We start from the raw sequence: 26,096 nt of genomic DNA, 5'->3' as shown, positions 1-26,096 counted from the left end.
CCGCGTCACACCCACAGAGTGCTCACACTATTTCCAAAACTCAGGATATGACCAAAACTAATCTCATCAAGCTCTAGCCCCCCTACCGAAGCTGCTCCTTACCTTCCGATTTGCGACGCGACCGACATCATCGCCTCAGAGTTCGGGTGGGCGCCCAAGCCGCCATCGAAAACCTCGGAGAACGTCCAGCGAACGACGCCGTTGCGGTCGAGCAGGAACTGGCCCATGAGCTGGCCCACGCCGGTCGCCATCATTTGCTGGTCCGCTTCAGCGATATCGTAATTGTCTATTTTGTTCAGATATTCGAGCGTGGCAAACGGATCCATCGGCTCAGGCATTTCGCCCGGCACATTGAGCCGCATAGCCTTCACATCGCTCATTGAGACCTTGTGCGGCCATGCGCTCTCGCCCTCGGTGATCTGCATATTGGGGAGCCCAAAAGCGCGGTGTGAAGCCCGCTCAGGATCAGACGCCGCGAGCAGAGCCGGCATCGGATGATAACGGAGATAAAGGCGTGCCCGTTCGATGGGCGTGTTCACCACCGTCAGGGTTTCGATGCCCTTTGCGTTAAGGGCTGGTGTGAGCAGCGAAACCGTTGCGATATGACGCCTGCAAAAAGGACAATGGAGACCTCGATACAATCCGACCAGCACTGGCTTCTCGCCGCGGAAATCGTCGATAGCTATCTTGCCCTCGCGAGTGATCGCGTCGAGCACGAAATTGGGCGCCGTTTCGCCAAGTTGCAGCGGGCCTATGTCGAGACGTTCTGACATGCTGATCCCTCCTCGCGGGCCAATCGACAACAGATGTGCGGGCGGGTGGCTTGAGCCCATGTTGCGGCACATACGTCCTTGGGTCTGCTGAAATGGCGGTCGGCCTAGGACGGCGTCGACGGTCCATTCATAGCACGGAGGGAACCGCTTTTACACTAGATGGCGCCCCGCGAACACCGCACCTTCTCGGGCAGACGATCCCACAAAGATTATGCTTCCGTACGCGTTCCGCAACGATGCAACTGCTGTCCAGCTTGCAACAGCTTTTGTATCGCGGGAATGGCGGCTATGGGTCGCTTCTGAAGGGCAGCTTCCCGGTCATTCGAGCGCAAACCTGTCCGTCAGCAAACGGCGCCATCACAGCCGGCGCAAGCTGATTGGCCTGGGCGTCGGATCCGGCGGCTCGGATCCGGCGCTCGATCAGTTGCGGCTGTTGAGATGCCGCACCTTGCGCAGTTGCGGAAACAGCACCGCCCACAGTCCGGCGACGGCAATCGCGCCGACGCCACCGATCACGACGGCCGGCACGGTGCCAATCAGCGCCGCCATGGTGCCGGCGCGGAACTCGCCGACTTCGTTGGAGGCGCCGACGAAGACCTGGTTGACGGCGTTGACGCGGCCGCGGACCTCATCCGGCGTCCACAGCTGGATCAGCGTCTCCCTGATGTAGACGCTGAACATGTCGGTGGCGCCGAGGCCGGCAAGGGCCAGGATCGACAGCCAGGTGATGGTGGAGACGCCGAACAGCACGGTGAAGGCGCCAAACCCAGCCACGAAGCCGAGCATGATCTTGCCGGCATTGTCACGCAGCGGATGTCCGGCAAGCCAGACCGCAACGCAGACGGCGCCGATGCCGGGCGCCGAGCGGAGCAGGCCGAGCCCCCAGGGGCCGAGCTCCAGAATGTCGCGGGCATAGACCGGCAGCAGCGCCGAGGCGCCCGACAGAAGCACGGCGAAGAGGTCGAGCGAGATGGCGCCGAGCACGATCTTCTCACTCCAGATGTAACGGAAGCCGGCAAACAGCGTTTCCATGGTCGGCTTGTCGGTAGCACTTTGCTGGGCGGGCTTGGGAATGGTGAAGATCAGCAAACCGGCCACCAACATCAGCAAGGAGGCGACGGCATATGCTGCTTCGGCCGAGACGCCATAGAGCAGGCCGCCGGCGACCGGGCCGACGATGGTTGCCATCTGCCAGGCGGACGAGTTCCAGGCGATCGCATTGCCGAAATCCTCCGGCGGCACCAGATTGGCGAACAGCGAAGAAGAGGCCGGCCCGTAAAAGGCGCGCGTCATTCCGAATAGAGCCAGCACAATGAAGATCGGCAGCGGACTGCCGAGGCCGCGCAAGGTCAGGAACAGGAGAACGAGCGCACAGCCCGCCTCGATCACCGTCGCCAGCGCCATGATGAGGCGGCGGCCGAAACGGTCGGCGACGACGCCGGTGACCAGCACCAGCAGCAGCGACGGCAGGAACTGGACGATACCGACAATGCCGAGATCGAAGGGATCGCGGGTCAGATCATAGATCTGCCAGCCGACGGCGACGGACACGATCATGGTGGCGAAGGTGGTCAGGAACCGCGCCGCCCAGTAGCTCAGGAAGGAGCGATGGCGGAAAGCGGCGTAGCGCTGGTCGGGCGATGTCTGGGAATGGGACGTCATGGATATAGCCCCGTTTGCTTTGGCATTCGCCGACGGGGCACTTCCCAGAAATGGGCGCTGTTCCGGCCAATGAGACTTATCAAAGTTCGGGGCGCGTATGCGTTATAATGGGCCTTGGATCAAGGTTTTTTCGCCGGGCTCGTCCGACCGCACGCGGAGTTACTGTCGCAATGCGGCGGAGATGGCGTCGAGACCGCCCTGCAATTCCGCCTCTTTCGGCCAGCCGAAACCGATGCGGAAAAAGCGCTTCGGCATATCGAACCAGTGGCCGGGCCCGACATAGGTGCCGTGGATTTCCGGCAGGTTGACGTAGAAGCGGTCGAGGTCGAAATCGGCGCCGACATTCAGGCGGGGAAAGCCGACGACGCCGCCTTGCGGTCGCACCCAGTCGACCAGGGGTTCGCGGTCGATCCACGCCTGGACGATGTCGCGGCGCTTCGCCATTTCGGGCAAAAGCGCGGACAGGAAAGCGTCGCGGCGCTCCAGCATGCCGCGCGCAATGCCTTCGTCGATGACGCTGCCGCAAATGCCGATCTGCTCCTTGGCGGCGAGGAAGCGCTCCTGAAGGTCGGCATCCCTGGTGATCAGCCAGCCGATGCGGATGCCGGGAATACCGAAGGCCTTCGACAGCGACGAGACACTGATGGCCTTGGGGCTTAGCGAGGCGGCCGCCGGCAGGCGCGTTCCGTAGGACAGATCGCGATAGGTTTCGTCGACCAGCAGGTGGCAGTCGCTCGCTTCGGCCAGCGCAATCAGCGCATCGAGATCGGCCCGGTCCATCATTGTGCCGGTCGGGTTGTGCGGGCAGGTGACGCTGATCAGCTTCGTGTTCGGTTGCATGCTTGCCGCGACGCTGCCGACATCGACGGCAAAACCTTTGTCGAAGTCGAGGTCGACATAGGAGATGGCGCAGCCGATCGCCTTGGGGGTCTCGATGTTGGTGGCATAGTTCGGGCGGACGACGACGAGATGGTCGCGCTCGGACAGAAGCGAGGTCGAGATGATGAACAGGGCGCCGGCCGCACCTGCGGTGACCAGGACGTCGTCAGGCGAAATGCCGGAATCCTGCACCGCGATCAGCGCCCGCAAATCCTTGTCGCCGCGATGCTCACCATAGAACAGGGTAAGATCGGGAAGCGACAGGCCGATGTCGGAGAGTTTCTGGTCGGCGATCGAGCTCTCGGAGAGGTTGTAGCGGATGCGGTCGTAACCGTATTCCTCCGGCGCCTCTTTCTCGATCACCATTCTGGCGTAGTTCATGGCCACTCCCCCAAAGTCCTGACATTTCAGAGGTACAAGCCATAAAAGCCCGAAGCCTGCCAAGAGCCGGATGATTTCAGGTCTGTTCGACCTGAAATCTGAATCCGTCTCTTAAATCAAAGAGAGAGCATGATGTCGTCCGAAAAACCGCTTCACACTTTTCGGCATCATGTTCTAGCTCATTCGCCGCCAGGCTTCTGTTCCAGAAGTCCAAACTGTTGGCTCAGCGCCGACCAACTGATGATCAGGCCGGGACCTTGGCCTTGCGACCCTTGGCCTTGGCCGGAGCGGGCGCGGGCGCGGCCTTGCGGCCGAGGCCGATCGACTTGGCGAGCTCGGAGCGCGACGCGGCATAGTTGGGGGCGACCATCGGATAGTCGGCCGGCAAGCCCCATTTGGTACGGTAGGCTTCCGGCGTCAGGTTGAAGTGGACGCCGAGATGGCGCTTCAGCGATTTGAACTTCTTGCCGTCTTCGAGGCAGATGATGTAGTCCGCCGTCACCGACCGCTTGGGATTGACGGCTGGGACCTGCGGCGGCGCCACCGGAGCCGGCGGCTGGCTGAGCCCGCCGATCGACGCCGCAACGCTGGCGATGAGATCGCTCAGGCCGGCAACGGGCAAGCGGTTCTTCTCGACGTAAGCGGACACGATATGGGCGGTTAGCTCGAGCAGGTCGATGTCCTTGTCAGAGTCGTTGCTGTCGTCGGCCAATTTATCTCTCCGTCGCTAGGGGGGTGGCGAAAACTCCCAGAGCTGTCCCAGCGGAGCCGGAAATTCGCTCTAGTCATTTGTTTTGCCGCGTTTGTACGGTTGCGCCAGATGATTCCATCCGGTGCAACCGATCTAATCGCCAAATCTGCGTAACGCAATGACTTCGTATCACGTCACACGTCATTTTGAACGACTATACTGAATCTTAATACTATCGGACGATCAGCGCTCCGTCGCGCCATAGTCGAAAGCCGCCCTCGAAAGCGCGCGTATTGTCGCCGCGCCTGGATTTGGCGGGCAATTCATCAAGCTTGTCCACGTTGCCGCCGCCGATGACGATGTAGTCCGGCTGCAGGGCCGCACGCAGCCGGTCGACCACGTCGAAGACGTATTTGCGCCATTTCTTCTTGCCGTATTTCTCCAGGCCGCGCTCGCCGACATAGTCCTCGAAACTGCGGCCCTTGCGGTAGGGCAGATGCGCCAGTTCCATCGGCTGGCCGACATTGTCGAGGATCATGGCAGCACCCAGGCCAGTGCCGAGGCCGAGGAACAGCATGCGTCCGCGATCGTAGCTGCCGATCGCCTGCAGCAGCGCATCGTTGACGACCTTGACCGGCTTGCCGAAGGCGGCTGCGAAGTCATAACCATCCCAGCCCTTGCCGAGATTGGCGGGATCGAGCGACGGCCTGTTGTTCCTGACAGGGCCGGGATAGCCCATCGAGATCACATCATAGGCCAGTCCCTCGGCAAGCGTCTTCACCGTGGCAACCATCTGCTGCGGCGTCAGATCCGGTCCGGAATCGGCGCGGCGCGGCTCGCCGCCGGCGCTGGTGAGGATTTTTACATGCGAGCCGCCGACATCGATCGTCAGCACGACCGGTTCGGCCTCGGCCTTCACGGGCTTGGCTGCCTTGGCCATGTCGTTTCCTCCGCTCACTTGAGCATGATGCCGAAAAGTGTGGAAGCGGTTTTCTCGGACAAACGGGAACCGTTTGTCCAGACATCGTGGTCTATCTCATTGTTGTAGAGCCGGATTCAGATTTCAGGTCGATACGACCTGAAATCATCCGGCTCTAGGTCGGATTGATCCAGCCGTTCGGCGGGCCGAAGCTGGCCATGGCGTCGGCAGGCCCCCAGGTCTTCGGCTCGTAGACGTGCGGCGGCGTGGTGTCGCCAAGCACCGGGCCGACGATGCGCCAGGCCAGTTCGCTGGCGTCCTGGCGGGTGAACAGTTGGCCATTGCCGTTCATGGCATCGCCGATCAGCCGCTCATAGGGCGGCATGTCGCCCTTCGAGTCGTCGAGCGCGGTGAGTTCGACCTGCTCGCCGACCATGTCGTCGCCGGGGGCCTTGCGCTGCGCACCGATCGAGATCGCCACCTGCGGATCGATACGGAAGCGCACATAGTTGGCGTCGCCCGGCTTGATCGGATCGAAGACGTCGAGCGGCGGCCGCTTCATCCGCACGATCACTTCGGTCACATGCACCGGCATGTTCTTGCCGGCGCGGATGAAGAATGGCACGTCCTGCCAGCGCCAGGTGTCGACCATGAAGCGCACCGCGGCAAAGGTCTCGACCGGCGAATTCGGCTTCACACCGGGTTCGGCGAGATAGCCGGTAAACTGGCCGCGCACGACGTCTTCCTTGGTCAGCGTGCGGATGGCGCGCAGCACCTGTACCTTCTCGTCGATCAGATCGTCGGCCGAGCGGCCGACCGGCGGCTCCATGGCGAGCAGAAGCAGGATGTTGAGCAGATGGTTTTCGATCACGTCGCGGATAGCGCCGACATCGTCATAGAACTTGCCGCGACCCTCGATGCCGAAATCCTCGGCCATGGTGATCTGCACGCTTTCGACGAAATTGCGGTTCCAGATCGGCTCGAGGAAGGAATTGGCGAAGCGGAAATAGAGCAGGTTCTGGATCGCTTCCTTGCCGAGATAGTGGTCGATGCGGAAGATCGACTGCTCGTCGAATACCAGATGCAGCACCCGGTTCAGCCAGCGCGCCGACTGCAGATCGTGGCCGAACGGCTTTTCCACCATCAGCCGCGCGCCATGCGCGGTGCCGGACTGTTCCAGCCCCTGGACCACGGTCTCGAACATGGTCGGCGGCACGGCCATATAGTGCAGCGGCCGCTGCGCCGGGCCGAGCGCGGTCTTCAGCTTCTCGAAGGTCGCGCCGTCGCGATAGTCGCCGCTGACATAGCGCAGCAGATTGGCGAATTTGGCGAAGATCTTTTCGTCGATCTTGCCGACGGCATTGACGATGCCGTCGCGGGCGCGCGCCTGCAATTGCTTGATTTCCCAGGCGTCGAAGGCGACGCCGATCACCGGCTCGGTCAGCGTCCCCTTGGCGACCATCTGGTAGAGGGCCGGAAATATCTTCTTGTGGGCGAGGTCGCCTGTGGCACCGAAGAGCACCAGCGTGTCGGACCGTTCCTGGCTCATGCGTGCGTCTCCCCTGTCGCCTTCACTTGCCGGCCTTCGGCTTTTCGACATGGCCGCCAAAGGCATAGCGCATGGCCGACAGCAGCTTGTCGGAGAATTCGGATTCGCCCTGCGAGGAGAAGCGATCGAACAGCGCCGAGGACAGCACCGGCGCCGGCACGCCGGTGTCGATCGCCGCCTTCAGCGTCCAGCGTCCTTCGCCGGAATCCGAGACGCGGCCGCCAAACTGAGCCAATGCCGGATCACTCTTCAGTGCGCCGGCGGTCAGGTCGAGCAGCCAGGAGCCGATGACGCTGCCATGGCGCCAAACCTCGGCCACGGCGGCCAAGTCGATGTCGAACTGGTAGTATTGCGGGTTTTCCAGCGGGCTGGTCTCGGCATCTGCCGTGCGCTGCCTTTTGCCGGCATTGGCCGACTTCAGGATGTTCATGCCTTCGGCATAGGCGGCCATGACACCGTATTCGATGCCATTGTGGATCATCTTGACGAAATGGCCGGCGCCGCTGGGCCCGCAATGCAGATAACCGAACGGTGCTGTCCCGGCGGCCGTGTCCGGCGTGGCGCCGGCATCGGCGCCGGGCGCCAGTGTGGCGAAGATCGGATCGAGATGTTTCACCGCCACGTCGGGGCCGCCGATCATCAGGCAATAGCCGCGCTCCAGGCCCCAGACGCCGCCGCTGGTGCCGACGTCGACATAGTGCAGGCCCTTGGAGGCGAGTTCGGCCGCCTGGTCGACAGCGTCGTGATAGTAGGAATTGCCGCCGTCGATGATGATGTCGCCGGGTTCCATCAGCGCCGCCACCTGGTCGGCGATCTTGCCGGTGATCGCCGCCGGCAGCATCAGCCAGGCGCTGCGTGGCTTGGACAGTTTGCCGATGAACTCCTCCATCGAGGCAGCACCTATGGCGCCGTCGGCGACCAGGCCGGCAACGCTTGCCGGGTTGATGTCGTAGACGACGCATTCATGGCCGTCGCGCATAAGGCGGCGCACCATGTTGGCGCCCATCCTGCCCAGTCCCATCATTCCGATCTGCATGGTGTTGTCCTAGTCGCTGGAGGAAAAATCGCTTGAGGAATCTACTGACCTGTCATCTCGATCATTGGGCCTCGATATCGACCGTGAAGTCGACATTCACCCAACGGCTGGTGTCAGGCCAGAAAAAAGTGAAGACGATCGTGCTTCCCGGTCGCAACATGGTTACGTCGAGGTCGACCAGATGCATGCCGAAAGCGTTTTCGGCGGTGCGGTCGTCGCGCACCGTCAGCCATTTGTCGCTGCTCCAATGCACCACGCCGCGCGCCGCCAACTCGACGCGCAGCCTCTTGCCTTCGGGGATCGAGCGGATCTTGTTGTTGAAGCGCCATGCTCTGAAAGGCGAGACCGTCTTGTCCTTGATGTAGCGTTTGACGCCTTGCGGCGGCATGTCGAAGACGACACCGTCGCGCAGAGAACGCAACAGCTTGATGTGTTCGGAATGCGCCCAGACCAGCGGCATGGCGCTGCCCGATGGCTTGCCCAGCCACAATTCGCGCTCCGGGATGTCGGCGCTGTCCCAGACCTGTTCCGGCATCAACCCGCCTTGACCGGCCGACGCCTCGAAGGTTTTCAGCAGGCTTTCCGCCTTGTCCTTGTTTCCGGCGGCCAGTTCGTAGTGGGCGCGCTCACCGGCGAGCAGTGGCCAGGGACGGCCCTGGCCGGTTCCGTCGAAGGGCGCGCCGTCGGCGTGTTCGCCATACCCGTCGTCGGTGTAACGGTACCAGAGAGGTCCTTGCGGCAGGTCACAGCGCAATTGCGCATCGATGACCTTGACCGTGTCGACGATGCGCGGATCATCCGCGGCTCTGAGGCCAAAGCGGACCAACGCCAGCGCGTCCGGGCTGACGATCGCCTCGGCGGGCTTGTCGGTATCGCCTGGCGGCCGGTTCTTGATCGGCACGAAACCGTCCTTCGGCGAGGCAGCACCGGCATCGTCGGCCGGTGCGATGCGGACATAGTAGCCGTCGACGCTGGCTTGCCGGCACTCCGGCGTATCGCTGACATAGGTCCAGCGCTCGATCTGGTCGTTCCAGCAATCGGCGATCTCGCGCAGATAATTAGCCGGCTCCGATTTTCCTGAAACCGCAAACAGATCGGCGGCGCCAAGCAGAGCCGAGATCTCGACGGCAAGCGTAAACGGGCTGTAGCCGGCATCCTCTTCCCAGCGATCCTCGCCGGTAACGGGGCCGTTGCGCACGACATAGGACGCCGCCTTCTCGATCATCGGCATGAAGGCGGCGAGTTTGGCGCGCGGCAGATGGCCGGCGCGGTGCAGCGCATCGGCAAGCAGCAGCGGGAAGGCGCATTCGTCCATCTGGATGCCAGGCCAATAGGTCGAGCCGTCGAGCCACACATTCTGCGGCCAATGGCCGTCCGGCTGCTGGATGGAGCGAAGATAGGCGAGAATCTCCAGCGCCTGGCTCGGATCGCCGGCAGCCAGAAAGCCGCCCGCTGTTTCGACGAGGTCGCGCGGCCAGACCAAATGATAGCCGCCGAGGTCGTCGTCGCCCTTGCTCGCCCCCCACGGGATCGACAGGCTGGCGACGGCAGCACCAGGCCTGGCCAGAGACAGGTGCGTCGCCAGCACCGCGGTGCTGACACGGTAGCTGTCGAGGCCGGAAGCATCATGGCGGTCGAGCTGAAGCAGGCTGTCCTGCCATTTCCGCCATTTCGCGACATAGGTCTTTGCCGCCGGCTCAAAACCGCGCTTCAAGCTGGCGGTGGCGTTTTCGGCGGCTTCGTCTGGCGTCGCGCCAAAGCCGAGCGCCAGCAAGGCCGTGCCGCTGCCTGAGGAAAAGCCGATCTCGCCGGTCAGCGCGACATTGCCGTCTTCGGCGCGTTGGCCGGCTGGATCGAGCCGGCCGTCGCGGCTGAGCTGCTGCCAGCCGTCGGAAAAGCCGACATAGCCTGCGGAGCAGTCACCCCAGGGCAGCGATGAGGCAAGCGCCAGGAAAGTACCGCGCCCGGAGGCGAACAGCATCCGCTTGCCCTCGTGCTCGCCGACCCAGGCGGTGTTACCCATGCCGGCATTGACCAGATGCGGCGCCAAAAGCGCGTAGACCCGGTAGTCGGCGGCATTACCCTCGAGCGCCGTAAAACTGGTTTCCTGCAGCAGGGCCGGGCGTGCCGGATCGGCCAGGATGCGCTTCTCGATCCGGTAGCGCGCCGTCGCATTGATCAGCCGGTAGGCGGGCACGCCATGCTCGAACGGCTCGATGGTGTGCGTGGCGTCGCGCTTCTCCTCGGAGAACCAGCCGTTGGGGCCGGTGACCAGCAGCCCCATGTCGCGCGTGCAGGCGCTGTCGAGGCCGGGATAGTAGACCTCGTTGACAATGCCGTGACTGAGCGTGAACCAGACACGGCTCGCCGGCGAAAGCGCTGCGCCAGCGCCGCTCTTGGCGCTCGACGTCCAGCGCGCCGGAATTCCGGGCGCGCCTTCGGCTAGGGTCGGCGTCGCTGCCATGCGTGGTCTCCTGGACCCTTCCCTAGACCAGCATGCAAGCGCTTTTCAATCGCCGCACCGCAAGTTGATCGTGAAACCGGTACCGACCGCAGTTGACAAGTGGAGCCATCTGAATTTGTCTGACAATAGATAAAAAACAGGGCGCGAATGCCAAAACCATCAGAAGCAGTCGGCGGGGCCGACAACCATGGGAGGAACTACAGCATGAAGAAACTACTCGTCTTGAGCGCTCTGGCGGCAATGCTCGCCTCGGGCACGGCGCTGGCCGACACCAGCGGCAAGAAGATCGCCTTCTCCAACAATTACGCCGGCAATTCGTGGCGCCAGGCGATGCTCGACAGCTACGGCATCGTCACCAAGAAGGCGGTCGAGGACAAGATCGTCGGCGCGGCCGATATCTTCACCACCGCCGACAAGGAAGTGCCGACCCAGGCAGCGCAGGTGCAGAACCTGATCCTGCAGGGCTATGACGCCATAGTCATCAACGCGGCGTCGCCGGATGCGCTGAACGGCGCCATCAAGCAGGCTTGCGATGCCGGGATCGTCGTCGTCTCCTTCGACGGCACCGTGACCGAACCCTGCGCCTACCGCGTCGTCGTCGACTTCAAGGACATGGGCAAGCAGGAAGTCGAGCAGATGGCCAAGTTCCAGCCCAAGGGCGGCAATCTGCTTGAGATTCGCGGCCTGGCCGGCACCTCGATCGACGATGCCATCCATGCCGGCATCCTCGAAGGCGTTGCCGCTCATCCCGAGTTCAAGATCGTCGGCTCGGTCACCGGCGACTGGGACCAGACCACGGCGCAGAAGGCTGTCGCGACCATCCTGCCGTCGCTGCCCGACATCGTCGGCATCGTCGACCAGGGCGGTGACGGTTATGGCGCCGCACAGGCCTTCGCCGCCGCCGGCAAGCCCCGCCCGACCATCATCATGGGCAACCGCCAAGACGAGCTGAAGTGGTGGAAGGAGCAGAAGGACAAGGACGGCTACCAGACCTGGTCGGCGTCGATCGCGCCCGGCGTCTCGTCGCTGGCCTTCTGGGTGGCGCAACAGGTACTCGACGGCCGCACCGATATCCCGCATGACCTGCTGGTGCCGTATCTGGCCTTCACCCAGGACGATTTCGAGGCCGAGTTGCCGAAGATCAAGGAGGGCGGCGTCGCCACCCACGAATATAGCCAGGAAGACGCCATCGCGGCGATCAAAGCCAACATCAAGTGATCGCAGGCCGGTTGCCGTCCGCATCGCCAACCGGATATCGTTGAGCATGCTCAAGGCGAATACCGACATCATCAGACTGAACGGCGCCGAAAAACATTTCGGCGCCGTTCGGGCGCTTAACGGCGTCGACTTTCATGCCGGCGCCGGTGAATGCGTCGGGCTGGTCGGCCATAACGGCGCCGGCAAGTCGACGCTGATGCATATGGTGGCCGGCACGCTGCGGCCCGATGGCGGCCAGATCGCGGTGCGCGGCAATGCGGAAACCGACTACTCGGTGGCGCGGGCGCTCACGCTCGGCATACGCTGCGTGTTCCAGGAGCTGTCGCTCTGCCCGAACCTCAGCATCGCCGAGAATACGCGCATCAATCATCCGGCGCTGACCGGCTTCGGCTGGTGGCGCAAGGCAGCCGCTCTGATCGCCGCCAAGCTGGACGAAATCTTTCCGGATCATGGCATTTCTGCGGATGACATTGCCGGCGACCTGTCCATCGGCCGGCGGCAGATGGTCGAGGTGGCGCGCGCCTTCACGGTGACACGCGATCCGCTGGACCTTGTCATCCTCGACGAGCCGACTTCCTCGCTCGATGCGCATACGGCGGGCCAGTTGCTGGCCTTCGTGCGCCGCTTCGTCGCCGCCGGCGGCAGCTGCATCCTGATCTCGCATGTGCTGGGCGAGGTGCTGCAAAATGCCGACCGCATTGTGGTGATGCGCGACGGCAAGGTCGTCGCCGCCGATGCGGCAAAGGCGTTCGACCGCGACCGGCTGGTCGCGACGATGGGTGGCGCGGAAGCGCGGGAGAAAATTGCGGCGGAGATCGCCGCCGCCAGGCCAGCGGCCGGCCCGCTCAGGGTGCGGGCACGGCCGGCGCGGCAAGAGGATGGCAAAGAGCTCGTTGCACGTGCCGGTGAAATCATCGGCCTTGCAGGGCTCGCCGGCCATGGCCAGACCGATCTGCTGCTGGCGATCTTTGCCGCCGCGGCCCGCGCCAGGGCGGGCATAGAGGTGACCGCGCCGGTGGCGCTGGTGGCCGGCGACCGCCAGTCGGACGGCATCTTTCCGCAATGGTCTATTGCGGAAAATATCGGCATCCGCTCACTGGCGCGGTTGCGCAAAGGGCTGCTGATCTCGCCGCTGCGCGAGGCTGAACTCGCCGAATTCTGGAAGCAGAAGATCGGCATCCGCACACCAGATATGACCAACAACATCTTTTCGCTGTCTGGCGGCAACCAGCAGAAGGCGCTGTTTGCCCGCGCGCTCGGCTCGGATGCCGAGATCGTGCTGATGGACGACCCGATGCGCGGCGTCGACATAGGCACCAAGCTCGAGGTCTACGACCTCGTGCGCGAGGAAGCGGCCAAGGGCCGGACCTTCCTCTGGTACACAACCGAGACCGAAGAGCTCGACAATTGCGACCACATCCACGTCTTCAAGAACGGCCGCATCGTCGCCAATCTCACACGCGACGAGCTGACGGAGGAAAAGATCATCCAGTCCTCATTCGGCGACGCGGCCTGAGATGACGGCAATCGCTCCCGGCACGACCCCAATGTCCTCGCCGCGCAGCAGCGCCGCCCGCGCGCGCCTGCTGCGCAGCCTGTTGCCGGCTTTGTCGCTGGCCCTGGTGCTGCTCGCCATCGCCTGGCTCAACCCGCGCGCCATCTCCTATTTCGGCTTCAGCCTGATGCTGAACCTGGCGATCCCGATCGCGCTGGCGACGATCGCGCAGATGTTCGTCATAGCCGGCAATGAGCTCGATCTGTCGATCGGCACCTTTGTCGGTTTCGTCGGCTGCGTCACCGCGACATGGCTGAAGGATGCGCCACTGATCGGCGTGGCTATCCTCCTGGGGTCCATCGGCGTCTATGCGGTGCTCGGGGCCCTGATCCATCTGCGCAACCTGCCGTCGATCGTGGTGACGCTGGGCATGAGCTTCGTCTGGCAGGGACTGGCCATCCTGGTCCTGCCGAAACCCGGCGGCAAGGCGCCGGACTGGCTGCTGGCGCTGATGTCCTTCAAGCCGCCCTTCATTCCGTTCCCGATCATCGCCGCGCTGGTGATCGCGGCGGCGGTGCATTTCGGCCTGATGCGGACTTCCTATGGCGTCATCCTGCGCGGCTCCGGTGGCAATCCGGCCGCACTTCGGCGCGCTGGCTGGTCGCTGCTCCGGACCAAGATCGTGCTGTTTGCACTGACCGGCCTCTTCGGCGTGCTGTCTGGCATGGCGCTGATCGGCATGACCACTTCGGCCGATGCCAATATCGGCAACGGCTATACACTGCTGGCGATTGCCGGCGTCATTCTCGGCGGCGGCGAGTTCGTCGGCGGCCGGGTGTCGCCGATAGGCGCCGTGCTCGGCGCACTGACGCTGGCGCTCGCGGCGTCGCCGCTGCTCACCTTCATGCACATTCCGCCGGACTGGCAGGTCGCGGCCAACGGCGCCATCCTGATCATCGTGCTGGCGGCCCGCGTCCTGATCAGCCGCAGGGAGAGGTAGCGATGACGCTGGTGAAATCGCTAGCCGCCAAACCCTGGATCTGGTCCTTCCTCGGCGCGTTGCTGGTCTGGCTGGCGACCATCGCCTTCACCGGCGGCTATGGCGCCGGCGGCATGGTCACGGCCGCACTGTCGCTCGCCGTTTTCACCGTCATCGTCGGCGTCGGCCAGATGTTCGTCATCACGCTCGGCCCCGGCAATGTCGACCTGTCGCTGCCGGCCAATATCGGGCTCGCCAGCGCCGTCGCCATGAAGGTGATGGATGGCAGCGATTCCATGATCGTGGTCGGTCTGATCGCCGCGCTCGCCTGCGGTGCGGCGATCGGCGCCGTGAACTATCTGCTGATCTGGGCGCTCAGGATTCCGCCAATCATCGCCACGCTGTCGGCCAGCTTCATCATCCAGTCGATCGACATCAGCTATGGACGCGGCCTGCAGATCAAACCACCGCCGGGCTTTGCCGATTTTGCCAATTGGCAGGTGCTGGGCATTCCGGTGCTGGCGATCCTGACCGTGCTGTTCACCATAGGCGCGGCGATAGCGCTGCAGCGTATGATCTATGGCCGCTCGGTGCTGGCGATCGGCCAGAACATCCGCGCCGCGTGGCTGGCCGGCGTCAATGTCGGCCGCATCCGCTTCCTCACCTACACGCTGTCGGGCACGCTGGGCGGTCTCGATGGCGCGCTGCTTGCCGGCTATTTCCGCGGCGCCAATGTCGACATCGGCAACGAGTATCTGCTGGCCTCGATCGCCGTCGTCGTCATCGGTGGCACCTCGGTCGCCGGCGGCAAGGCCAATGTTCCCGGCGTCTGGGGCGCGGCCCTGTTTCTGGTGCTGCTCTTGACGATGCTCAACACATTCGGCGTCAGCGCCGGCGTGCGCCTCTTGCTGACCGGACTGATCATCGTCGGTGTCATCACTTTGGCCGGTGGCGAGAAGGCCCTGCGATAAATCGCGCCAAATTTGACCATGTGGACAAAAGTCCGCACCCGTTCCATAGTTCCGCGTCTGATTTCAGAACAGCCGGCTCGACACGGCTGTCAAACAGAGGGGCACTAGATGGAAAACCGCAAAAACAAATCGCAATCGACCGGCCTGTCGCGGCGCGACGTGCTGGAACTCGGCGCACTCGGCCTGGCTGCCGCCATGTTGCCGGGCGCAGCGTTAGCCAAGGACAAGAAGCTGAAGGTGGCGGCGATCTTCGCCACGCCGATCGAGGAGCCGTGGGACAACCAGATCCACGTCGCCCTGCAGAAGGCCGAGAAGGAACTCGGCATCGAATACAAATGGTCGGAAAAGGTGCAGACCGCCGATTTCAGCCGCGTCATGCGCGAATATGCGCAAGGCGGCTACCAGCTGGTGCTGGGCGACGCCTTCGCCGCCGAGCGTGAATCGCGCAAGACAGCCAAGCAGTTCCCGAAGACCGCCTGGCTGTTCGGCTCCGGCGCCGGGCCTGCCGACCCCAATTTCGGCGTCTTCGACAACTGGATCCACGAGCCCGCCTATCTCTCCGGCATGATCGCCGGCAAGATGTCGAAATCGGGCACGATCGGCGCGGTCGCGGCGATGGGCATTCCCGAAGTGAACCGGCTGGTCAATGCCTTCTTTGCCGGCGCCAAGGAGGTCAATCCGAACATCAAGAAGAAGGTCGCCTTCATCGGCTCGTTCTTCGATCCGCCAAAGGCGAAGGAAGCGGCTGTCGCCCAGATCGATGCCGGCGTCGACGTCATCTATGCCGAGCGCTTCGGCGTCATCGAGGCGGCGGTGGACAAGAAGATCCTCGCAATCTCCAATATGTCCGACCAGTCCAGCCTCGGCCCCGACACGGTCATCACCGGCCCGGTCTGGGACATGTATCCGACGGTCGAGCAGGCGATCAAGCTGGTCAAGGCGGGCGTCTTCACCGCGCAGGACTATGGCGATTTCTCGCGCATGGCCAAGGGCGGTTCGTTCCTGGCGCCCTACCACAAATTCGACAAGACGCTGCCGGCCGAGGTGAAGGATCTGGTCGAAAAGAAGAAGAAGGAGATCCTGGAAGGCAATTTCCGCGTGGATGTCGACGAGAACACGCCGGTTTCGGATTAGGCGCGGGGTAACCCCTCCCCCTTGAGGGGAGGGTGGCCCGCAGGGCCGGGTGGGGTCCGCCGTGAAGTACTCCATCTTGTTAGGTCATAGGTTGAGGCAGTTGAGGCGACCCCTCCCGCCTCGCTTCGCTCGGCACCCTCCCCTCAAGGGGGAGGGTTATCAGCGCCAGGAGTACCCTTGTCCGCCCCTCTCATTGAAATGCGCGGCATCACCAAGAGCTTCGGCGCCGTCAAGGCGAACGAGGCGGTCGATCTCAGCGTCGCGCCCGGCGAAATCCTCGGGCTGCTCGGCGAAAATGGCGCCGGCAAGACGACATTGATGAACGTGCTGTTCGGCGCCTATGCGCCGGATGCCGGTGAGATTCTGATCCAGGGCAAGCCGGTACGGATCACCAGTTCAGCCGATGCGCTAGCTGCCGGCATCGGCATGGTACACCAGCATTTTCATCTGGCGCCGCGGCTGACGGTGCTGGAAAACCTGCTGATCGGCATTCCCGGCAAATCCGGCCGCATCGACCGCGCGGGCGGACTTGCCCGGTTGTCCGACATAAGCCGCCAGCATGGACTGACACTCGACCCCGATTTGCCGGTCTCGGCGCTGTCGGTCGGCGAGCAGCAGCGGCTTGAAATTGTCAAGGCGCTGTTTCGCGGCGCCAGGCTGTTGATCCTCGACGAGCCGACCGCGGTGCTGGCGCCAAGCGAGGTCGATGGGCTGTTTTCGGCGCTGCGTTCTATGGCGGCACAGGGGCTCGGCATTATCTTCATCTCGCACAAGCTGAACGAGGTGCGGGCGCTGACGCATCGCTGCACCGTGCTGCGGCATGGCCGCGTTGCAGGCCGGGTCGATGACCCCGCCAACACGACGTCGGCTGCAATGGCTGAGCTGATGTGCGGCCATGAGATCGTGCCGCCGGCGAGAGGTCCGTCGACGCCGGGCGCTGATGTGCTGACGCTGGCCGGCATCTCCACCTCGCGGCACTCGGGCACGCCGCTGCGCGATATCTCGCTTGCCGTTCGCGCCGGCGAAATCCTCGGCATTGCCGGCGTCTCCGGCAATGGCCAGCGCGCACTGGCCGAGGTGATTTCCGGTACACGGGTGCCGGACGCAGGCTCGATGACAATAGCCGGCAAAACAGTGACTAGGTTCTCGCCGCGCGAAGTGCAGGCGCTCGGCCTCGGCCGCATCCCGGAAGACCGCATGACGACGGGGCTGGTGACCAATTTGCCGCTCGCCGATTCCATGGTGCTGCCGCGTATCAGCACCGCGGCGTTCAGCAGCAAGGGCCTGCTCAAGCCCGACGCGATCCGCGCTTTCGCCGAGGAGCAGATCAGGGCCTATGATATCAGATGCCCCGGGCCAATGACGCGCGCCGGCGCGTTGTCGGGTGGCAATCTGCAGAAGGCGCTCCTGGCGCGCGAGCTGGCCTTCGACCCGAAGGTGCTGATCGTCTCGCAGCCGACACGCGGCCTCGACATCGGTGCGGCCCGTTTCATCCACGAAAAGTTCCTCGACATGCGCGCCAGGGGCTGCGGCATCGTCGTCATCGGCGAGGATCTGGAAGAGCTGCTTGTGCTCTGCGACCGCATCGCGGTGATGTATGAGGGCCGCATCGCCGGCACGCTGGACAGCGCCAATGCGACCATTGCACGGCTGGGGCTGCTGATGACCGGGGCCGAGGGCCATAGTTGATGTTGCGCCTGGAAGTCCGGACCTCGACCCCCGCCTGGCTCAATCTGGCGCTGCCGATTTTGGCGATCGCGGCCACGCTGGTCCTGTGCAGCGGCCTGATCGCATTGGCCGGAGCCGGTGTGCTCGAAGCCTACGGCGTGATGCTGTCGGCCTCGTTCGGCGACAGCTACGCCATCACCGAAACACTGGTGCGCGCGGCCCCGATGATCTTCACCGGGCTGGCGGTCGCCGTCGCCTTCCGGGCCAAATTCTGGAATATCGGCGCCGAAGGGCAATTGCTGGCCGGCGCGGTCGCCAGCTGCTTCGTCGGCGCCATCCCGATGCCGGGCGCGCTCGCGATCCTGTTGATGGCGCTGGCGGGCGCTGCGGCCGGTGCCGTGGTGGCGCTGGTGCCCGCGACGCTGCGGGTCAAATTCAAGGTCGATGACGTCGTCAGTTCGCTGCTGCTCAACTCAGTCATCTACTACGCGCTGATGGCGCTGATCGAAGGGCCGTGGAAGGACAATTTCAGCGGTTATCCGATCTCGCCGCCGATCGAGGATTCGGCGAACTTCCCGGTGCTGCTGGAAGGCACGCGCCTGCATCTCGGCGTCGTCGCGGCACTGATCGCAGCGCCCCTGATCTGGTTCCTGATCGTGCGCACCACGCTCGGCTTCCGCATCCGGGTCACCGGAGAAAGCCCGGAAGCCGCCCGCTATGGCGGCATCCATGTCGAACGGGTGCTGATCTCGACCGCCCTGCTTTCCGGCGCGCTGGCGGGCTTGGCTGGCGTCGGCGAGGTCGGCGGCGTGCATTTCCAGGTGATGAGCGACATCTCGCCGGGTTACGGCTATTCCGGCATCGTCGTTGCCATGCTGGCCAGGCTCAACCCGCTCGGCGTCGTGCCGGCGGCGGTCTTCCTGGCTGCCGTAATGACCGGCGCCGAGGCGATGTCGCGCGCCACCGGCGTTCCGGCCTTCCTCAGCGATGTCATCCAGGGCACGGCGCTGCTGGCCATGCTGGTGGCGCTGCTGTTCACAGCCTATCGCATCCGACGCGTCGGAGCCGCATCATGAACGCGGTGTTCGAACAGATTTTTCAAGTCGGCTTCCTTGCCGCCATCATCCGCATCGCCACGCCGCTCGCCTTTGCCACGCTGGGCGAAATGTTCTCCGAGCGGGCCGGCGTGCTCAATCTCGGCATCGAAGGCATCATGCTGCTCTGCGCGATGACCGGCTTCACCGCCGCCAGCCTCAGCGGCAGCCTATGGCTCGGCATATTGGCGGCGGTGCTGGCCGGCATGCTGATGGGGGCGCTGCATGCGCTGTTCACCGTGGCGCTGGGCTTGAGCCAGCATGTCTGCGGCATCGGCGTCACTTTGTTCTCGTCGGGTCTCGCCTATTTCCTCTACCGGCTGATTTTCGGCCAGCAATCGGTGCCACCGAGCATCAAGGGATTCGCCACCCTGCCGATCCCGCTGCTCTCGGACATACCGGTGCTCGGCCCCGCCGTGTTCAACCAGTTTGCGCTGGTCTACATGGCAATCATGGCCATCCCGCTCGCCGCTTTCGTGCTCTACCGTACGCCCTGGGGACTGTCCGTGCGCATGGTCGGCGAGAACCCGCGCGCCGCCGACTCCGCCGGCGTCAGCGTCATTGCCACGCGCTTCCAGGCGGTCATCCTCGGCGGTGCCTTGATGGGGCTGGCCGGCGCCTTCCTGTCGATGGCGCAATTCAACGCTTTCACCTTCGGCGTCGTGTCGGGCCGTGGCTGGGTGGCGATCGCCCTGGTCGTGTTCGGCCGCTGGGACCCATGGCGTTCGGCCGGTGCGGCCCTTTTGTTCGCCTTTGTCGACGCCCTGCAACTGCGCATGCAGGCAAGCGGCCTCGGGCACATCCCTTACGAAGCGTTCCTGATGCTGCCTTTTATCTTCACCATCGTGGCGATGGCGGTGATGTCGCGCAATGCGGTGGCGCCGTCGGCGCTGCTGAAGCCGTTCCGACGGGAAGAGCGGTAGACGACTTGGCGCCTTTCCTCTCCCTCCGGAGGGGGGAGAGGTGGCGCGGCGAAGCCGCGACGGAGTGGGGGAACCACCTGGCAACCGTTGCCAACGGATGCGCATTAATCTTCCTGCACCGCGCCAGTGGTCGACCCCCACTCCGTCGAGCTGCGCTCGACACCTCTCCCCGATCGACGGGGGAGAGGAAGGGCGCCAAGCTGGCCTCACATCGCCGTAAAGCCGTTGTCCACGAACAGATGCGCGCCGTTGACGAAGCTCGACTCATCGCTGGCGAGATACAGCGCTGCCTTCGCCACCTCTTCCGGCTCACCGATGCGACCCTGCTGGGCGGCCAGCGCGGCGTCGGACACATCGACCCCGAGTTTGCCGAGATCGGCCACCTCGCGCAGGCCATGCGGTGTGCGGATGAAGCCGGGGCAGACGGCGTTGCAGCGGATGTTGCGGTCGCGGAACTCGACGGCGATCGCCCGCGCGAACATATGGCAGGCGCCTTTGGTGGTGTCGTAGAGCACCTCCATCGGCGTCGCCGCAACCGCCGAGATCGATGAGGTGCAGACGATCGAACCGCCACCGGCGGCGATCATGCCGGGCAGCACGGCGCGGGTCATCAGGAACATCGAGCGGACATTGACGGCATGCAGCCAGTCCCATTCCTGCGCTGTCGTCTCCAGAAACGGCTTTATCACGATGGTGCCGGCATGGTTGAACAGAACGGTGATAGGCCCGAGTTTTTCGGTCGCTCCTTTGACTGCCGCCTCTACCTGCGCTTCATCGGAGACATCGGCGACGAAATGCTCGGCCACGTGCCCTCGTGAGCGTATCGCGGCTGCTGTCGCGGCAGCCGCCTCGCCATTGCGGTCGATGATCGCCACCTTGGCGCCTTCGGCCGCAAACAGCTCCGACGCCGCCCCGCCCATACCCGTCGCGCCACCCGATATGATGGCGACCTTGCCGGCCAGTCTTCCACCCATAGTTTCTTCTCCCATTCCCGATCAATGCCCGGCTTCGACGTTGGAATGACGATGCTATCCCCGATGCGAACGCCGGCCAAGCCGACCTGCGGGTTGTCGCCAATGTCCGCCGCATAGCAAAGCTGAACCAACTTTTTGCATCATTTGAGAAAATTGTTCCACATATCGCCAAAAAATAGCACTCGACAAAGTCTACTGATTTTATAGATTAATCCACAAGACGGAGGTCGATATGTCCTATATCCAGAACACCGAGACGGATCGCACCAGCCAGAGGCTGGCCAATACCCCGAGTTTCCGCCCGGCCTATGCAGGCGCTTTCGCCTATCTCGTCTTTGCCCTTGCGTTCGTGTTCACCGGGGCAGTCGTGCTCGGCCTTATTCCCTGAGCATCAGGCCGAAAGGGTGGCGACCTAACGCCTTCAGGTAACCGGAGTTGAAGAACCGAACGCGGATGCGCTTTGGCGCGGACGCTTTGTTTTTGCGCATGTCGTTGTCCCAAAACCGGGCCCGCTTTCAGGCGACATGCATCCAACGTGATGGAGGAGATGGCAATGCCGATCGAGTTCACGCATGTTCCCGGTAAAACGCATGCCGACGACGCCGGCTCGGCCGTATCTTTCTTCTATGATTTCGTCGAGACGGCGACAAAGCTGTCGCTGATCGAGGATTCCGGTTTCCAGAAGATCGTCGTCGACGACCCGGCTGGTCTGCTGACCAATATGGACATTGCCGCCCAGGCGCTGGACCGCACCGCGGCGCTGGAAGTGGTGCTGACGCATTGGGCCGGCGTGATAGCTCCCGCGGTTGCGGCGCGGCAGCTGGCGGCGCTCGACGCCAGGAGCGGCGGCCGGCTGTCGCTGAGGATGCTGAGCGAGCCGCTGGATGACGACGATGCCGAAACGCGCCCGGTCGGCCACACGGTGGTCTGGCAGCGCATCGACGAATATCTGGTGCTGCTGAAGCGGCTGTGGTCGAACGACCGGCCGTTCGACCATGAAGGCGCCTTCTACAGCATCAAGGGCGGCTACGTGCCTCGCAAGAGACCGCATGGCGTCGGTGTGACCATCCGCATGGGTGGCCAGTCCGGCACCGCGCTCAAGGTCGCCGGCCGCCATGCCGACGTCTTCGAACTGTCGCCGGGTTCGCTGGACGAGATCCGCCAATTGATGGAGCGGGCGCGCAGCGCCGCCGCCGAACATGGCCGCGCCGGCAGGCTGCGTTTTGCGCTTCCAGTTCGTATCCGCCCGGAAGGCGATGCGTCTGCGGCTGGCCACAAGGCGATCGAGCTTTCCGGACCGCCGGCGCAGATCGCCCTGTCGCTGTTGCCTTATGCGGCGCTGGGCATCGGCGAATTCATGATCGTCGGCGTCGACAGGCCGAGGGAGATTGCCAGCATCGGCCGCGAGACGATCGCGCTCTTGCGCAACTCGCTGGCGCGCCGCGAGGCAGAAGTGCCGCAGCCAGGCGCGTTTGCGGCGCGAGGTGGTGCGGAGGTGCGCGCGGGGGGGTGAGTCCACAGGGCCCCGACGAGGCAATGAAAAGACGCCGGCTAGCGATTCTTCACACCCCCCTCTGTCCTGCCGGACATCTCCCCCGCAAGGGGGGAGATTGGCAGTTTCGAAGTGTCGCTTGTCCTTCAAACTTAGGAGATTGGCGAAAGCGGCTGAGCGCGTAATCTCCCTCCTTGCGGGGGAGATGGCCGGCAGGCCAGAGGGGGTGCTGTCCCTCCAGCCTTGATATTTAGCGGGCCGACAACCGCGCCAACGCCTCCAGCACAGCACCCGACTCCGCCAGCGCGCCGAAAACGCCGTCCTCCACCGTTACCATATGCAGCGCTGCTTCATGCGCATATTGGTCGCCGCTCGCACACGCATCGCTGATCGTCAGGCACTGGAAATTGCGGTCGCAGGCCTCACGCAGCGTGGTGTGGACGCAGACGTCGGTCGTGCAGCCGGAAAACATCAGATGGGTGATGCCTCGCGCCCGCAGCACCAGCTCTAAATCGGTGTAGGTAAAGGCGCTGTTGCAGGTCTTGTCGATGATGATGTCGTGCGGCGCCACGTCGATATCGGCGACGATCTGGAAGCCGGGGCCGGAGCGCAGCAGCATGTCGGTGCCTTCGAGGCCCGCCCGCCTGCGGCGCCATTGCTCATAAGGCGTCATGTCGGCCATGTCGCCCCGGTAGCCTTGTCTGGTGTGGATGATGGTAAGGCCGGCCGACCGCGCGGCCGCGATCAGCCGGTTGACGGTCGGCAGGATGGCGCGCAGCGGCGCGGGGTCATAACCCTTCCTGGCGAAATAGCCTGTCGGCGACAGGAAATCCTCCTGCAGGTCGATGACCAGCAGCGCGGTGTTTGCAGGCACCAACCGGCCGTCATAGGGGAAATCGAACGGTGTCGCCTTGATCATCGCCGCATGCCTCAGTTGCTGCCCAGCATCGTGGCCCAGCAGCACCGCCGCCGTCCATCCCTCCGTGTGACGACGCCAGGTAGACCGACGCCAGACGATGTGCCGGTTGAGACATCGCGCCAACGACCGCTAGCCAAAAAAGCCGTCTTGTTTGTTGACTCGCAAACTCATGTTTTATAGTCAAGCGAGGGGGACACCGCCCGAATTGCTTTCCAGAGGCTGTGCCGCGTTTGAGACAAAGCCAGAATCCGTGGCTGGGCTTTTCGGGTCGAGATGGGGGTATTTGCGATCCCGTCACCGGCCAGCCCCATCGGTTGCATGCAATGATGAAGCGAGGACGAAGCGTGTCCAGAAATGGTTTGTTGACGGCACTGGCCGCGATCATGCTGTCGGCCGGCAGCGTTGCTGCGCAAGAGCAGCCGGCCACCCAACCTCGGGTGACAACGGAACCGGCCGCAACCGCCCAGCCGGCGCCGGCCTCGCCGCCAGCGGCGGAGGAACAGGCGGCACCGACTGCGCCTGTCGTGCCACCAGCCGCCGGGCAAGTCGCGCCGGCCGCGCCACTGCCGACCACCGAGCCCGGTGCGCCCGCGCAGGCCGAGCCTTCCGCCATTTCGTTGGCCCTGCCGCACGATCTGTCGCCGTGGGGCATGTTCATGGCCGCCGACATCATCGTCAAGGCGGTGATGATCGGGCTAGCCTTCGCCTCCCTCGTCACCTGGACGGTGTGGTTGGCCAAGTCGCTGGAAATCCTGTTCGGCAAGCTCGGCGCGCGGCGCGCGGCGCGCGCCATCGGCAATGCCGCGACGCTGCGACAGGCCGGGCGCGCGCTTGGCAACAGTGGTGCCCCCGGCGCGCTCCTGGTGCAGGCGGCCGAGGAAGAGGCCGCGCTTTCGGCCGGCGCGCTCGACCACGTGACCGGCGACGGGCTGAAGGAACGCGTGACGTCGCGCCTGTCGCGGATCGAGGCGGCGGCGGCCCGGCGCATGTCGCGCGGCACCGGCGTGCTGGCGACGATCGGCTCGACTGCGCCCTTTGTGGGCCTGTTCGGCACCGTCTGGGGCATCATGAACGCCTTCATCGGCATCTCGCAGGCGCAGACCACCAATCTTGCCGTCGTCGCGCCCGGCATCGCCGAGGCGCTGCTGGCGACCGCGATGGGGCTGGTCGCGGCCATACCCGCCGTCGTCATCTACAACGTCTTTGCGCGCTCCATATCCGGCTACCGGCAGATCCTCGCCGATGCCTCCGCCGGCGTCGAACGGCTGGTCAGCCGCGATCTCGATTTCCGCACGGTGCCCCAGGCGGCAGCGCTGGCGGCGGAGTGATGGGCCATGGCGGCTAGAATTCGCGAGACTATCGACGGCGATCTCGAGGAAAACCACGAGATCAACGTGACGCCGTTCATCGATGTCATCTTGGTGCTGCTGATCATCTTCATGGTCGCGGCGCCTTTGGCGACGGTCGACGTCAATGTCGACCTGCCGGGTTCGACCGCGACGCCGGCGCCGCGGCCGGAAACGCCGTTGTTCCTGACGTTGAAGGACGATCTGACGCTGGCGATCGGCAATGACAGCGTTCCCCGCCAAGCCTTTGCGGCTGTGCTCGACGGCAAGACAAAGGGCGACAAGCAGACCCGCATCTTCCTGCGCGCCGACAAGGCGGTCGGCTATGGCGAGTTGATGGAGGTGATGAATCTCCTGCGCGGCACCGGCTACCTGAAGATCGCGCTGGTCGGACTGGAGACGGTGCCGGCGGATGCCGCGCCGCCGCCCCCGCAACCAGGCGCCGCCCCATGACGCATCTGGCTGCCGCCGTTACCATGGCCGATCCGCCGCGCACTGGCGCGCGCGAGATCGGTTTGTGGACGGCTGCGGCCGTGCTCGCCGTCGGCGCGCATGTGGTCATCGCCTATGCCGTGCAGAGCTTCTGCTTGGCCAACGAGACCGATGGCGGGCCGCCGCCAGCGATGGCGATCGAGCTGTCGCCTCTCGCGCCGGCGGTGCAGGAGGATTCGATGCCCGACGTGGTGACGCCGGAGCCGCCGAACCAGGTCGAGGAGACCGAAGCTGATATAGAACCCGCGCCCAAGCCCGTTGTGGAGCCCGCACCCGAAGCCGAGGCCGATCAGGCCGAGCCCGTCGCCGAAAAGCCGGAAACCGTGCTGCCAGACGAGACCGCTCCGGCCGAGATGACCGAACAACTCGAACAGCCGCCGTTGGACGAGGTTGTGCCCGAGATCGTCCAGACCGTGGCGCCGGACGTGATCATCCCGCTGCCGCAGCCAAAGCCGAAAGATGACAATCCGGTGGAGGAAAGGACCGCCGGGATGGCGAAGAAGCCGGTCGAAAAACCTGGACAGCGCCCGAAGAAGGACAAGAAGGAAAAGGCGGCGCGGGCGAAGGCGGTGATGACGGCCAGCGTCGATGCAAAGCCGGCTGCCAAAGCAACTACGCCGAAGGCGTCGCAAACAGGCTCGCGATCCGGCGACGCCAACAGGTGGAGTGCCTCGCTGCGGTCATGGATCAAGCGGCGCACCCACTATCCAAGCACGGCGAGGCCGAGGGGGGCCGAAGGCACCGTCAATGTCAGCTTCGTCGTCGACGCCTCAGGCAGGGTGACCTCCGCCCGCCTGGCGCGCTCCTCGGGCGACGCGGACCTCGACCGCGCCGCGCTCAGCGTCCTGCAAGGCGCCACGGTGCCGACGCCGCCGCCCGACAAGGTCGGCGCCGTGGTTGCGCCGATCGTGTTCAGTTTGAGGGATTAGGATCCGTTGCCGTCATGATCTCGCTGGAGTTGGCGGTGTGCGAGACTAGGTCTTCTCCAACCCACACCAGGCCGATTACCGATCAAGTTCCGCAGCCAATCTGGACAA

Annotated in this window: 23 protein-coding genes; 13 read left to right on the top strand and 10 right to left on the bottom strand. The window is 64.2% G+C overall.

Annotation, left to right across the window (positions count from 1 at the left end; all coding sequences use genetic code 11):
• Positions 1 to 98: 98 nt before the first annotated feature.
• The 8 genes from ACWGTI_RS22635 to ACWGTI_RS22600 form a co-directional block, all read right to left on the bottom strand.
• On the bottom strand, positions 99 to 773 hold the full coding sequence (locus ACWGTI_RS22635) for a peroxiredoxin-like family protein (RefSeq protein WP_454589157.1): 675 nt from the start codon (positions 771 to 773) through the stop codon (positions 99 to 101).
• A 420-nt stretch (positions 774 to 1,193) separates the two neighbouring features.
• Complete coding sequence (locus ACWGTI_RS22630) at positions 1,194 to 2,435, bottom strand: MFS transporter (protein WP_454589156.1); 1,242 nt, start codon at positions 2,433 to 2,435, stop codon at positions 1,194 to 1,196.
• A gap of 159 nt (positions 2,436 to 2,594) precedes the next feature.
• On the bottom strand, positions 2,595 to 3,695 hold the full coding sequence (locus ACWGTI_RS22625; protein ID WP_454589155.1) for an aminotransferase class I/II-fold pyridoxal phosphate-dependent enzyme: 1,101 nt from the start codon (positions 3,693 to 3,695) through the stop codon (positions 2,595 to 2,597).
• A gap of 244 nt (positions 3,696 to 3,939) precedes the next feature.
• Complete coding sequence (locus ACWGTI_RS22620; RefSeq protein WP_454589154.1) at positions 3,940 to 4,407, bottom strand: MucR family transcriptional regulator; 468 nt, start codon at positions 4,405 to 4,407, stop codon at positions 3,940 to 3,942.
• Positions 4,408 to 4,618: 211 nt separating this feature from the next.
• Complete coding sequence (locus ACWGTI_RS22615; protein WP_454589153.1) at positions 4,619 to 5,326, bottom strand: ROK family protein; 708 nt, start codon at positions 5,324 to 5,326, stop codon at positions 4,619 to 4,621.
• Positions 5,327 to 5,480: 154 nt separating this feature from the next.
• Positions 5,481 to 6,854, bottom strand: coding sequence for a glucose-6-phosphate dehydrogenase (zwf, locus tag ACWGTI_RS22610; protein WP_454589152.1), 1,374 nt, complete (start codon positions 6,852 to 6,854; stop codon positions 5,481 to 5,483).
• Positions 6,855 to 6,876: 22 nt separating this feature from the next.
• Positions 6,877 to 7,890 (bottom strand): phosphogluconate dehydrogenase (NAD(+)-dependent, decarboxylating), encoded by a 1,014-nt coding sequence (gene gnd, locus ACWGTI_RS22605; RefSeq protein WP_454589151.1) that lies wholly within the window; start codon positions 7,888 to 7,890, stop codon positions 6,877 to 6,879.
• Between the two features lie 61 nt (positions 7,891 to 7,951).
• The gene (locus ACWGTI_RS22600; protein ID WP_454589150.1) at positions 7,952 to 10,354 is read right to left on the bottom strand and encodes a glucan 1,4-alpha-glucosidase; all 2,403 of its coding nucleotides are present in this window, start codon (positions 10,352 to 10,354) and stop codon (positions 7,952 to 7,954) included.
• Positions 10,355 to 10,558: 204 nt separating this feature from the next.
• Here ACWGTI_RS22600 and ACWGTI_RS22595 point away from each other — a divergent pair, with 204 nt between their 5' ends.
• From ACWGTI_RS22595 to ACWGTI_RS22560, 8 genes are all read left to right on the top strand, one after another.
• Positions 10,559 to 11,572, top strand: a complete 1,014-nt coding sequence (locus ACWGTI_RS22595) for a substrate-binding domain-containing protein (RefSeq protein WP_454589149.1) — start codon at positions 10,559 to 10,561, stop codon at positions 11,570 to 11,572.
• A 46-nt stretch (positions 11,573 to 11,618) separates the two neighbouring features.
• Positions 11,619 to 13,088 carry an ATP-binding cassette domain-containing protein gene (locus ACWGTI_RS22590; RefSeq protein WP_454589148.1) on the top strand — a complete coding sequence of 490 codons (1,470 nt, stop codon included), beginning with the start codon at positions 11,619 to 11,621 and terminating at the stop codon, positions 13,086 to 13,088.
• Between the two features lie 31 nt (positions 13,089 to 13,119).
• Positions 13,120 to 14,067, top strand: a complete 948-nt coding sequence (locus tag ACWGTI_RS22585) for an ABC transporter permease (protein WP_454589163.1) — start codon at positions 13,120 to 13,122, stop codon at positions 14,065 to 14,067.
• Positions 14,068 to 14,069: 2 nt separating this feature from the next.
• Positions 14,070 to 15,017, top strand: a complete 948-nt coding sequence (locus ACWGTI_RS22580) for an ABC transporter permease (RefSeq protein ID WP_454589147.1) — start codon at positions 14,070 to 14,072, stop codon at positions 15,015 to 15,017.
• Between the two features lie 108 nt (positions 15,018 to 15,125).
• The gene (locus ACWGTI_RS22575) at positions 15,126 to 16,151 is read left to right on the top strand and encodes a BMP family protein (protein WP_454589146.1); all 1,026 of its coding nucleotides are present in this window, start codon (positions 15,126 to 15,128) and stop codon (positions 16,149 to 16,151) included.
• A 177-nt stretch (positions 16,152 to 16,328) separates the two neighbouring features.
• On the top strand, positions 16,329 to 17,840 hold the full coding sequence (locus ACWGTI_RS22570) for an ABC transporter ATP-binding protein (protein WP_454589145.1): 1,512 nt from the start codon (positions 16,329 to 16,331) through the stop codon (positions 17,838 to 17,840).
• Positions 17,840 to 18,895 (top strand): ABC transporter permease, encoded by a 1,056-nt coding sequence (locus tag ACWGTI_RS22565; RefSeq protein WP_454589144.1) that lies wholly within the window; start codon positions 17,840 to 17,842, stop codon positions 18,893 to 18,895. Before ACWGTI_RS22570 ends, ACWGTI_RS22565 begins: the two co-directional genes overlap by 1 nt.
• The gene (locus tag ACWGTI_RS22560) at positions 18,892 to 19,836 is read left to right on the top strand and encodes an ABC transporter permease (RefSeq protein ID WP_454589143.1); all 945 of its coding nucleotides are present in this window, start codon (positions 18,892 to 18,894) and stop codon (positions 19,834 to 19,836) included. The genes ACWGTI_RS22565 and ACWGTI_RS22560 overlap by 4 nt, the downstream gene beginning before the upstream one ends.
• 206 nt (positions 19,837 to 20,042) lie before the next feature.
• Here ACWGTI_RS22560 and ACWGTI_RS22555 read toward each other — a convergent pair whose 3' ends face one another.
• Positions 20,043 to 20,810, bottom strand: a complete 768-nt coding sequence (locus tag ACWGTI_RS22555) for an SDR family NAD(P)-dependent oxidoreductase (protein ID WP_454589142.1) — start codon at positions 20,808 to 20,810, stop codon at positions 20,043 to 20,045.
• Between the two features lie 232 nt (positions 20,811 to 21,042).
• On the opposite strand from ACWGTI_RS22555, the gene ACWGTI_RS22550 reads away from it, so the two are divergent.
• Both ACWGTI_RS22550 and ACWGTI_RS22545 read left to right on the top strand, forming a co-directional pair.
• Positions 21,043 to 21,198, top strand: coding sequence for a hypothetical protein (locus ACWGTI_RS22550; protein WP_454589141.1), 156 nt, complete (start codon positions 21,043 to 21,045; stop codon positions 21,196 to 21,198).
• Between the two features lie 165 nt (positions 21,199 to 21,363).
• Entirely contained in the window at positions 21,364 to 22,323 is a 960-nt protein-coding gene (locus ACWGTI_RS22545) for an LLM class flavin-dependent oxidoreductase (protein WP_454589140.1), read from the top strand.
• Between the two features lie 229 nt (positions 22,324 to 22,552).
• Here ACWGTI_RS22545 and ACWGTI_RS22540 read toward each other — a convergent pair whose 3' ends face one another.
• The gene (locus ACWGTI_RS22540) at positions 22,553 to 23,221 is read right to left on the bottom strand and encodes a cysteine hydrolase family protein (protein ID WP_454589162.1); all 669 of its coding nucleotides are present in this window, start codon (positions 23,219 to 23,221) and stop codon (positions 22,553 to 22,555) included.
• A gap of 344 nt (positions 23,222 to 23,565) precedes the next feature.
• Between ACWGTI_RS22540 and exbB the strand changes: the two genes are divergently transcribed.
• The 3 genes from exbB to ACWGTI_RS22525 are packed head-to-tail and all read left to right on the top strand — an operon-like array spanning position 23,566 to position 25,988.
• Positions 23,566 to 24,549, top strand: coding sequence for a tonB-system energizer ExbB (gene exbB, locus ACWGTI_RS22535; RefSeq protein WP_454589139.1), 984 nt, complete (start codon positions 23,566 to 23,568; stop codon positions 24,547 to 24,549).
• 6 nt (positions 24,550 to 24,555) lie between these two features.
• Positions 24,556 to 25,020 carry a TonB system transport protein ExbD gene (gene exbD / locus ACWGTI_RS22530; protein ID WP_454589138.1) on the top strand — a complete coding sequence of 155 codons (465 nt, stop codon included), beginning with the start codon at positions 24,556 to 24,558 and terminating at the stop codon, positions 25,018 to 25,020.
• Positions 25,017 to 25,988, top strand: a complete 972-nt coding sequence (locus ACWGTI_RS22525; RefSeq protein WP_454589137.1) for a TonB family protein — start codon at positions 25,017 to 25,019, stop codon at positions 25,986 to 25,988. The genes exbD and ACWGTI_RS22525 overlap by 4 nt, the downstream gene beginning before the upstream one ends.
• Positions 25,989 to 26,096: the final 108 nt, after the last annotated feature.

Source organism: Mesorhizobium sp. ArgA1 (genome assembly GCF_053714375.1).
This window is presented reverse-complemented; position numbering and strand designations above follow the sequence as displayed.

Coding starts and splice junctions, on each gene's coding strand:
- ACWGTI_RS22625 (WP_454589155.1), bottom strand. CDS start 3,695: ATGAACTACGCCAGAATGGTGATCGAGAAAGAGGCGCCGGAGGAATAC.
- ACWGTI_RS22545 (WP_454589140.1), top strand. CDS start 21,364: ATGCCGATCGAGTTCACGCATGTTCCCGGTAAAACGCATGCCGACGAC.
- ACWGTI_RS22550 (WP_454589141.1), top strand. CDS start 21,043: ATGTCCTATATCCAGAACACCGAGACGGATCGCACCAGCCAGAGGCTG.
- ACWGTI_RS22585 (WP_454589163.1), top strand. CDS start 13,120: ATGTCCTCGCCGCGCAGCAGCGCCGCCCGCGCGCGCCTGCTGCGCAGC.
- ACWGTI_RS22555 (WP_454589142.1), bottom strand. CDS start 20,810: ATGGGTGGAAGACTGGCCGGCAAGGTCGCCATCATATCGGGTGGCGCG.
- ACWGTI_RS22540 (WP_454589162.1), bottom strand. CDS start 23,221: ATGATCAAGGCGACACCGTTCGATTTCCCCTATGACGGCCGGTTGGTG.
- ACWGTI_RS22560 (WP_454589143.1), top strand. CDS start 18,892: ATGAACGCGGTGTTCGAACAGATTTTTCAAGTCGGCTTCCTTGCCGCC.
- ACWGTI_RS22635 (WP_454589157.1), bottom strand. CDS start 773: ATGTCAGAACGTCTCGACATAGGCCCGCTGCAACTTGGCGAAACGGCG.
- ACWGTI_RS22595 (WP_454589149.1), top strand. CDS start 10,559: ATGAAGAAACTACTCGTCTTGAGCGCTCTGGCGGCAATGCTCGCCTCG.
- ACWGTI_RS22565 (WP_454589144.1), top strand. CDS start 17,840: ATGTTGCGCCTGGAAGTCCGGACCTCGACCCCCGCCTGGCTCAATCTG.
- ACWGTI_RS22615 (WP_454589153.1), bottom strand. CDS start 5,326: ATGGCCAAGGCAGCCAAGCCCGTGAAGGCCGAGGCCGAACCGGTCGTG.
- ACWGTI_RS22600 (WP_454589150.1), bottom strand. CDS start 10,354: ATGGCAGCGACGCCGACCCTAGCCGAAGGCGCGCCCGGAATTCCGGCG.
- zwf (WP_454589152.1), bottom strand. CDS start 6,854: ATGAGCCAGGAACGGTCCGACACGCTGGTGCTCTTCGGTGCCACAGGC.
- ACWGTI_RS22575 (WP_454589146.1), top strand. CDS start 15,126: ATGGAAAACCGCAAAAACAAATCGCAATCGACCGGCCTGTCGCGGCGC.
- ACWGTI_RS22580 (WP_454589147.1), top strand. CDS start 14,070: ATGACGCTGGTGAAATCGCTAGCCGCCAAACCCTGGATCTGGTCCTTC.
- ACWGTI_RS22590 (WP_454589148.1), top strand. CDS start 11,619: ATGCTCAAGGCGAATACCGACATCATCAGACTGAACGGCGCCGAAAAA.
- exbD (WP_454589138.1), top strand. CDS start 24,556: ATGGCGGCTAGAATTCGCGAGACTATCGACGGCGATCTCGAGGAAAAC.
- ACWGTI_RS22525 (WP_454589137.1), top strand. CDS start 25,017: ATGACGCATCTGGCTGCCGCCGTTACCATGGCCGATCCGCCGCGCACT.
- ACWGTI_RS22630 (WP_454589156.1), bottom strand. CDS start 2,435: ATGACGTCCCATTCCCAGACATCGCCCGACCAGCGCTACGCCGCTTTC.
- gnd (WP_454589151.1), bottom strand. CDS start 7,890: ATGCAGATCGGAATGATGGGACTGGGCAGGATGGGCGCCAACATGGTG.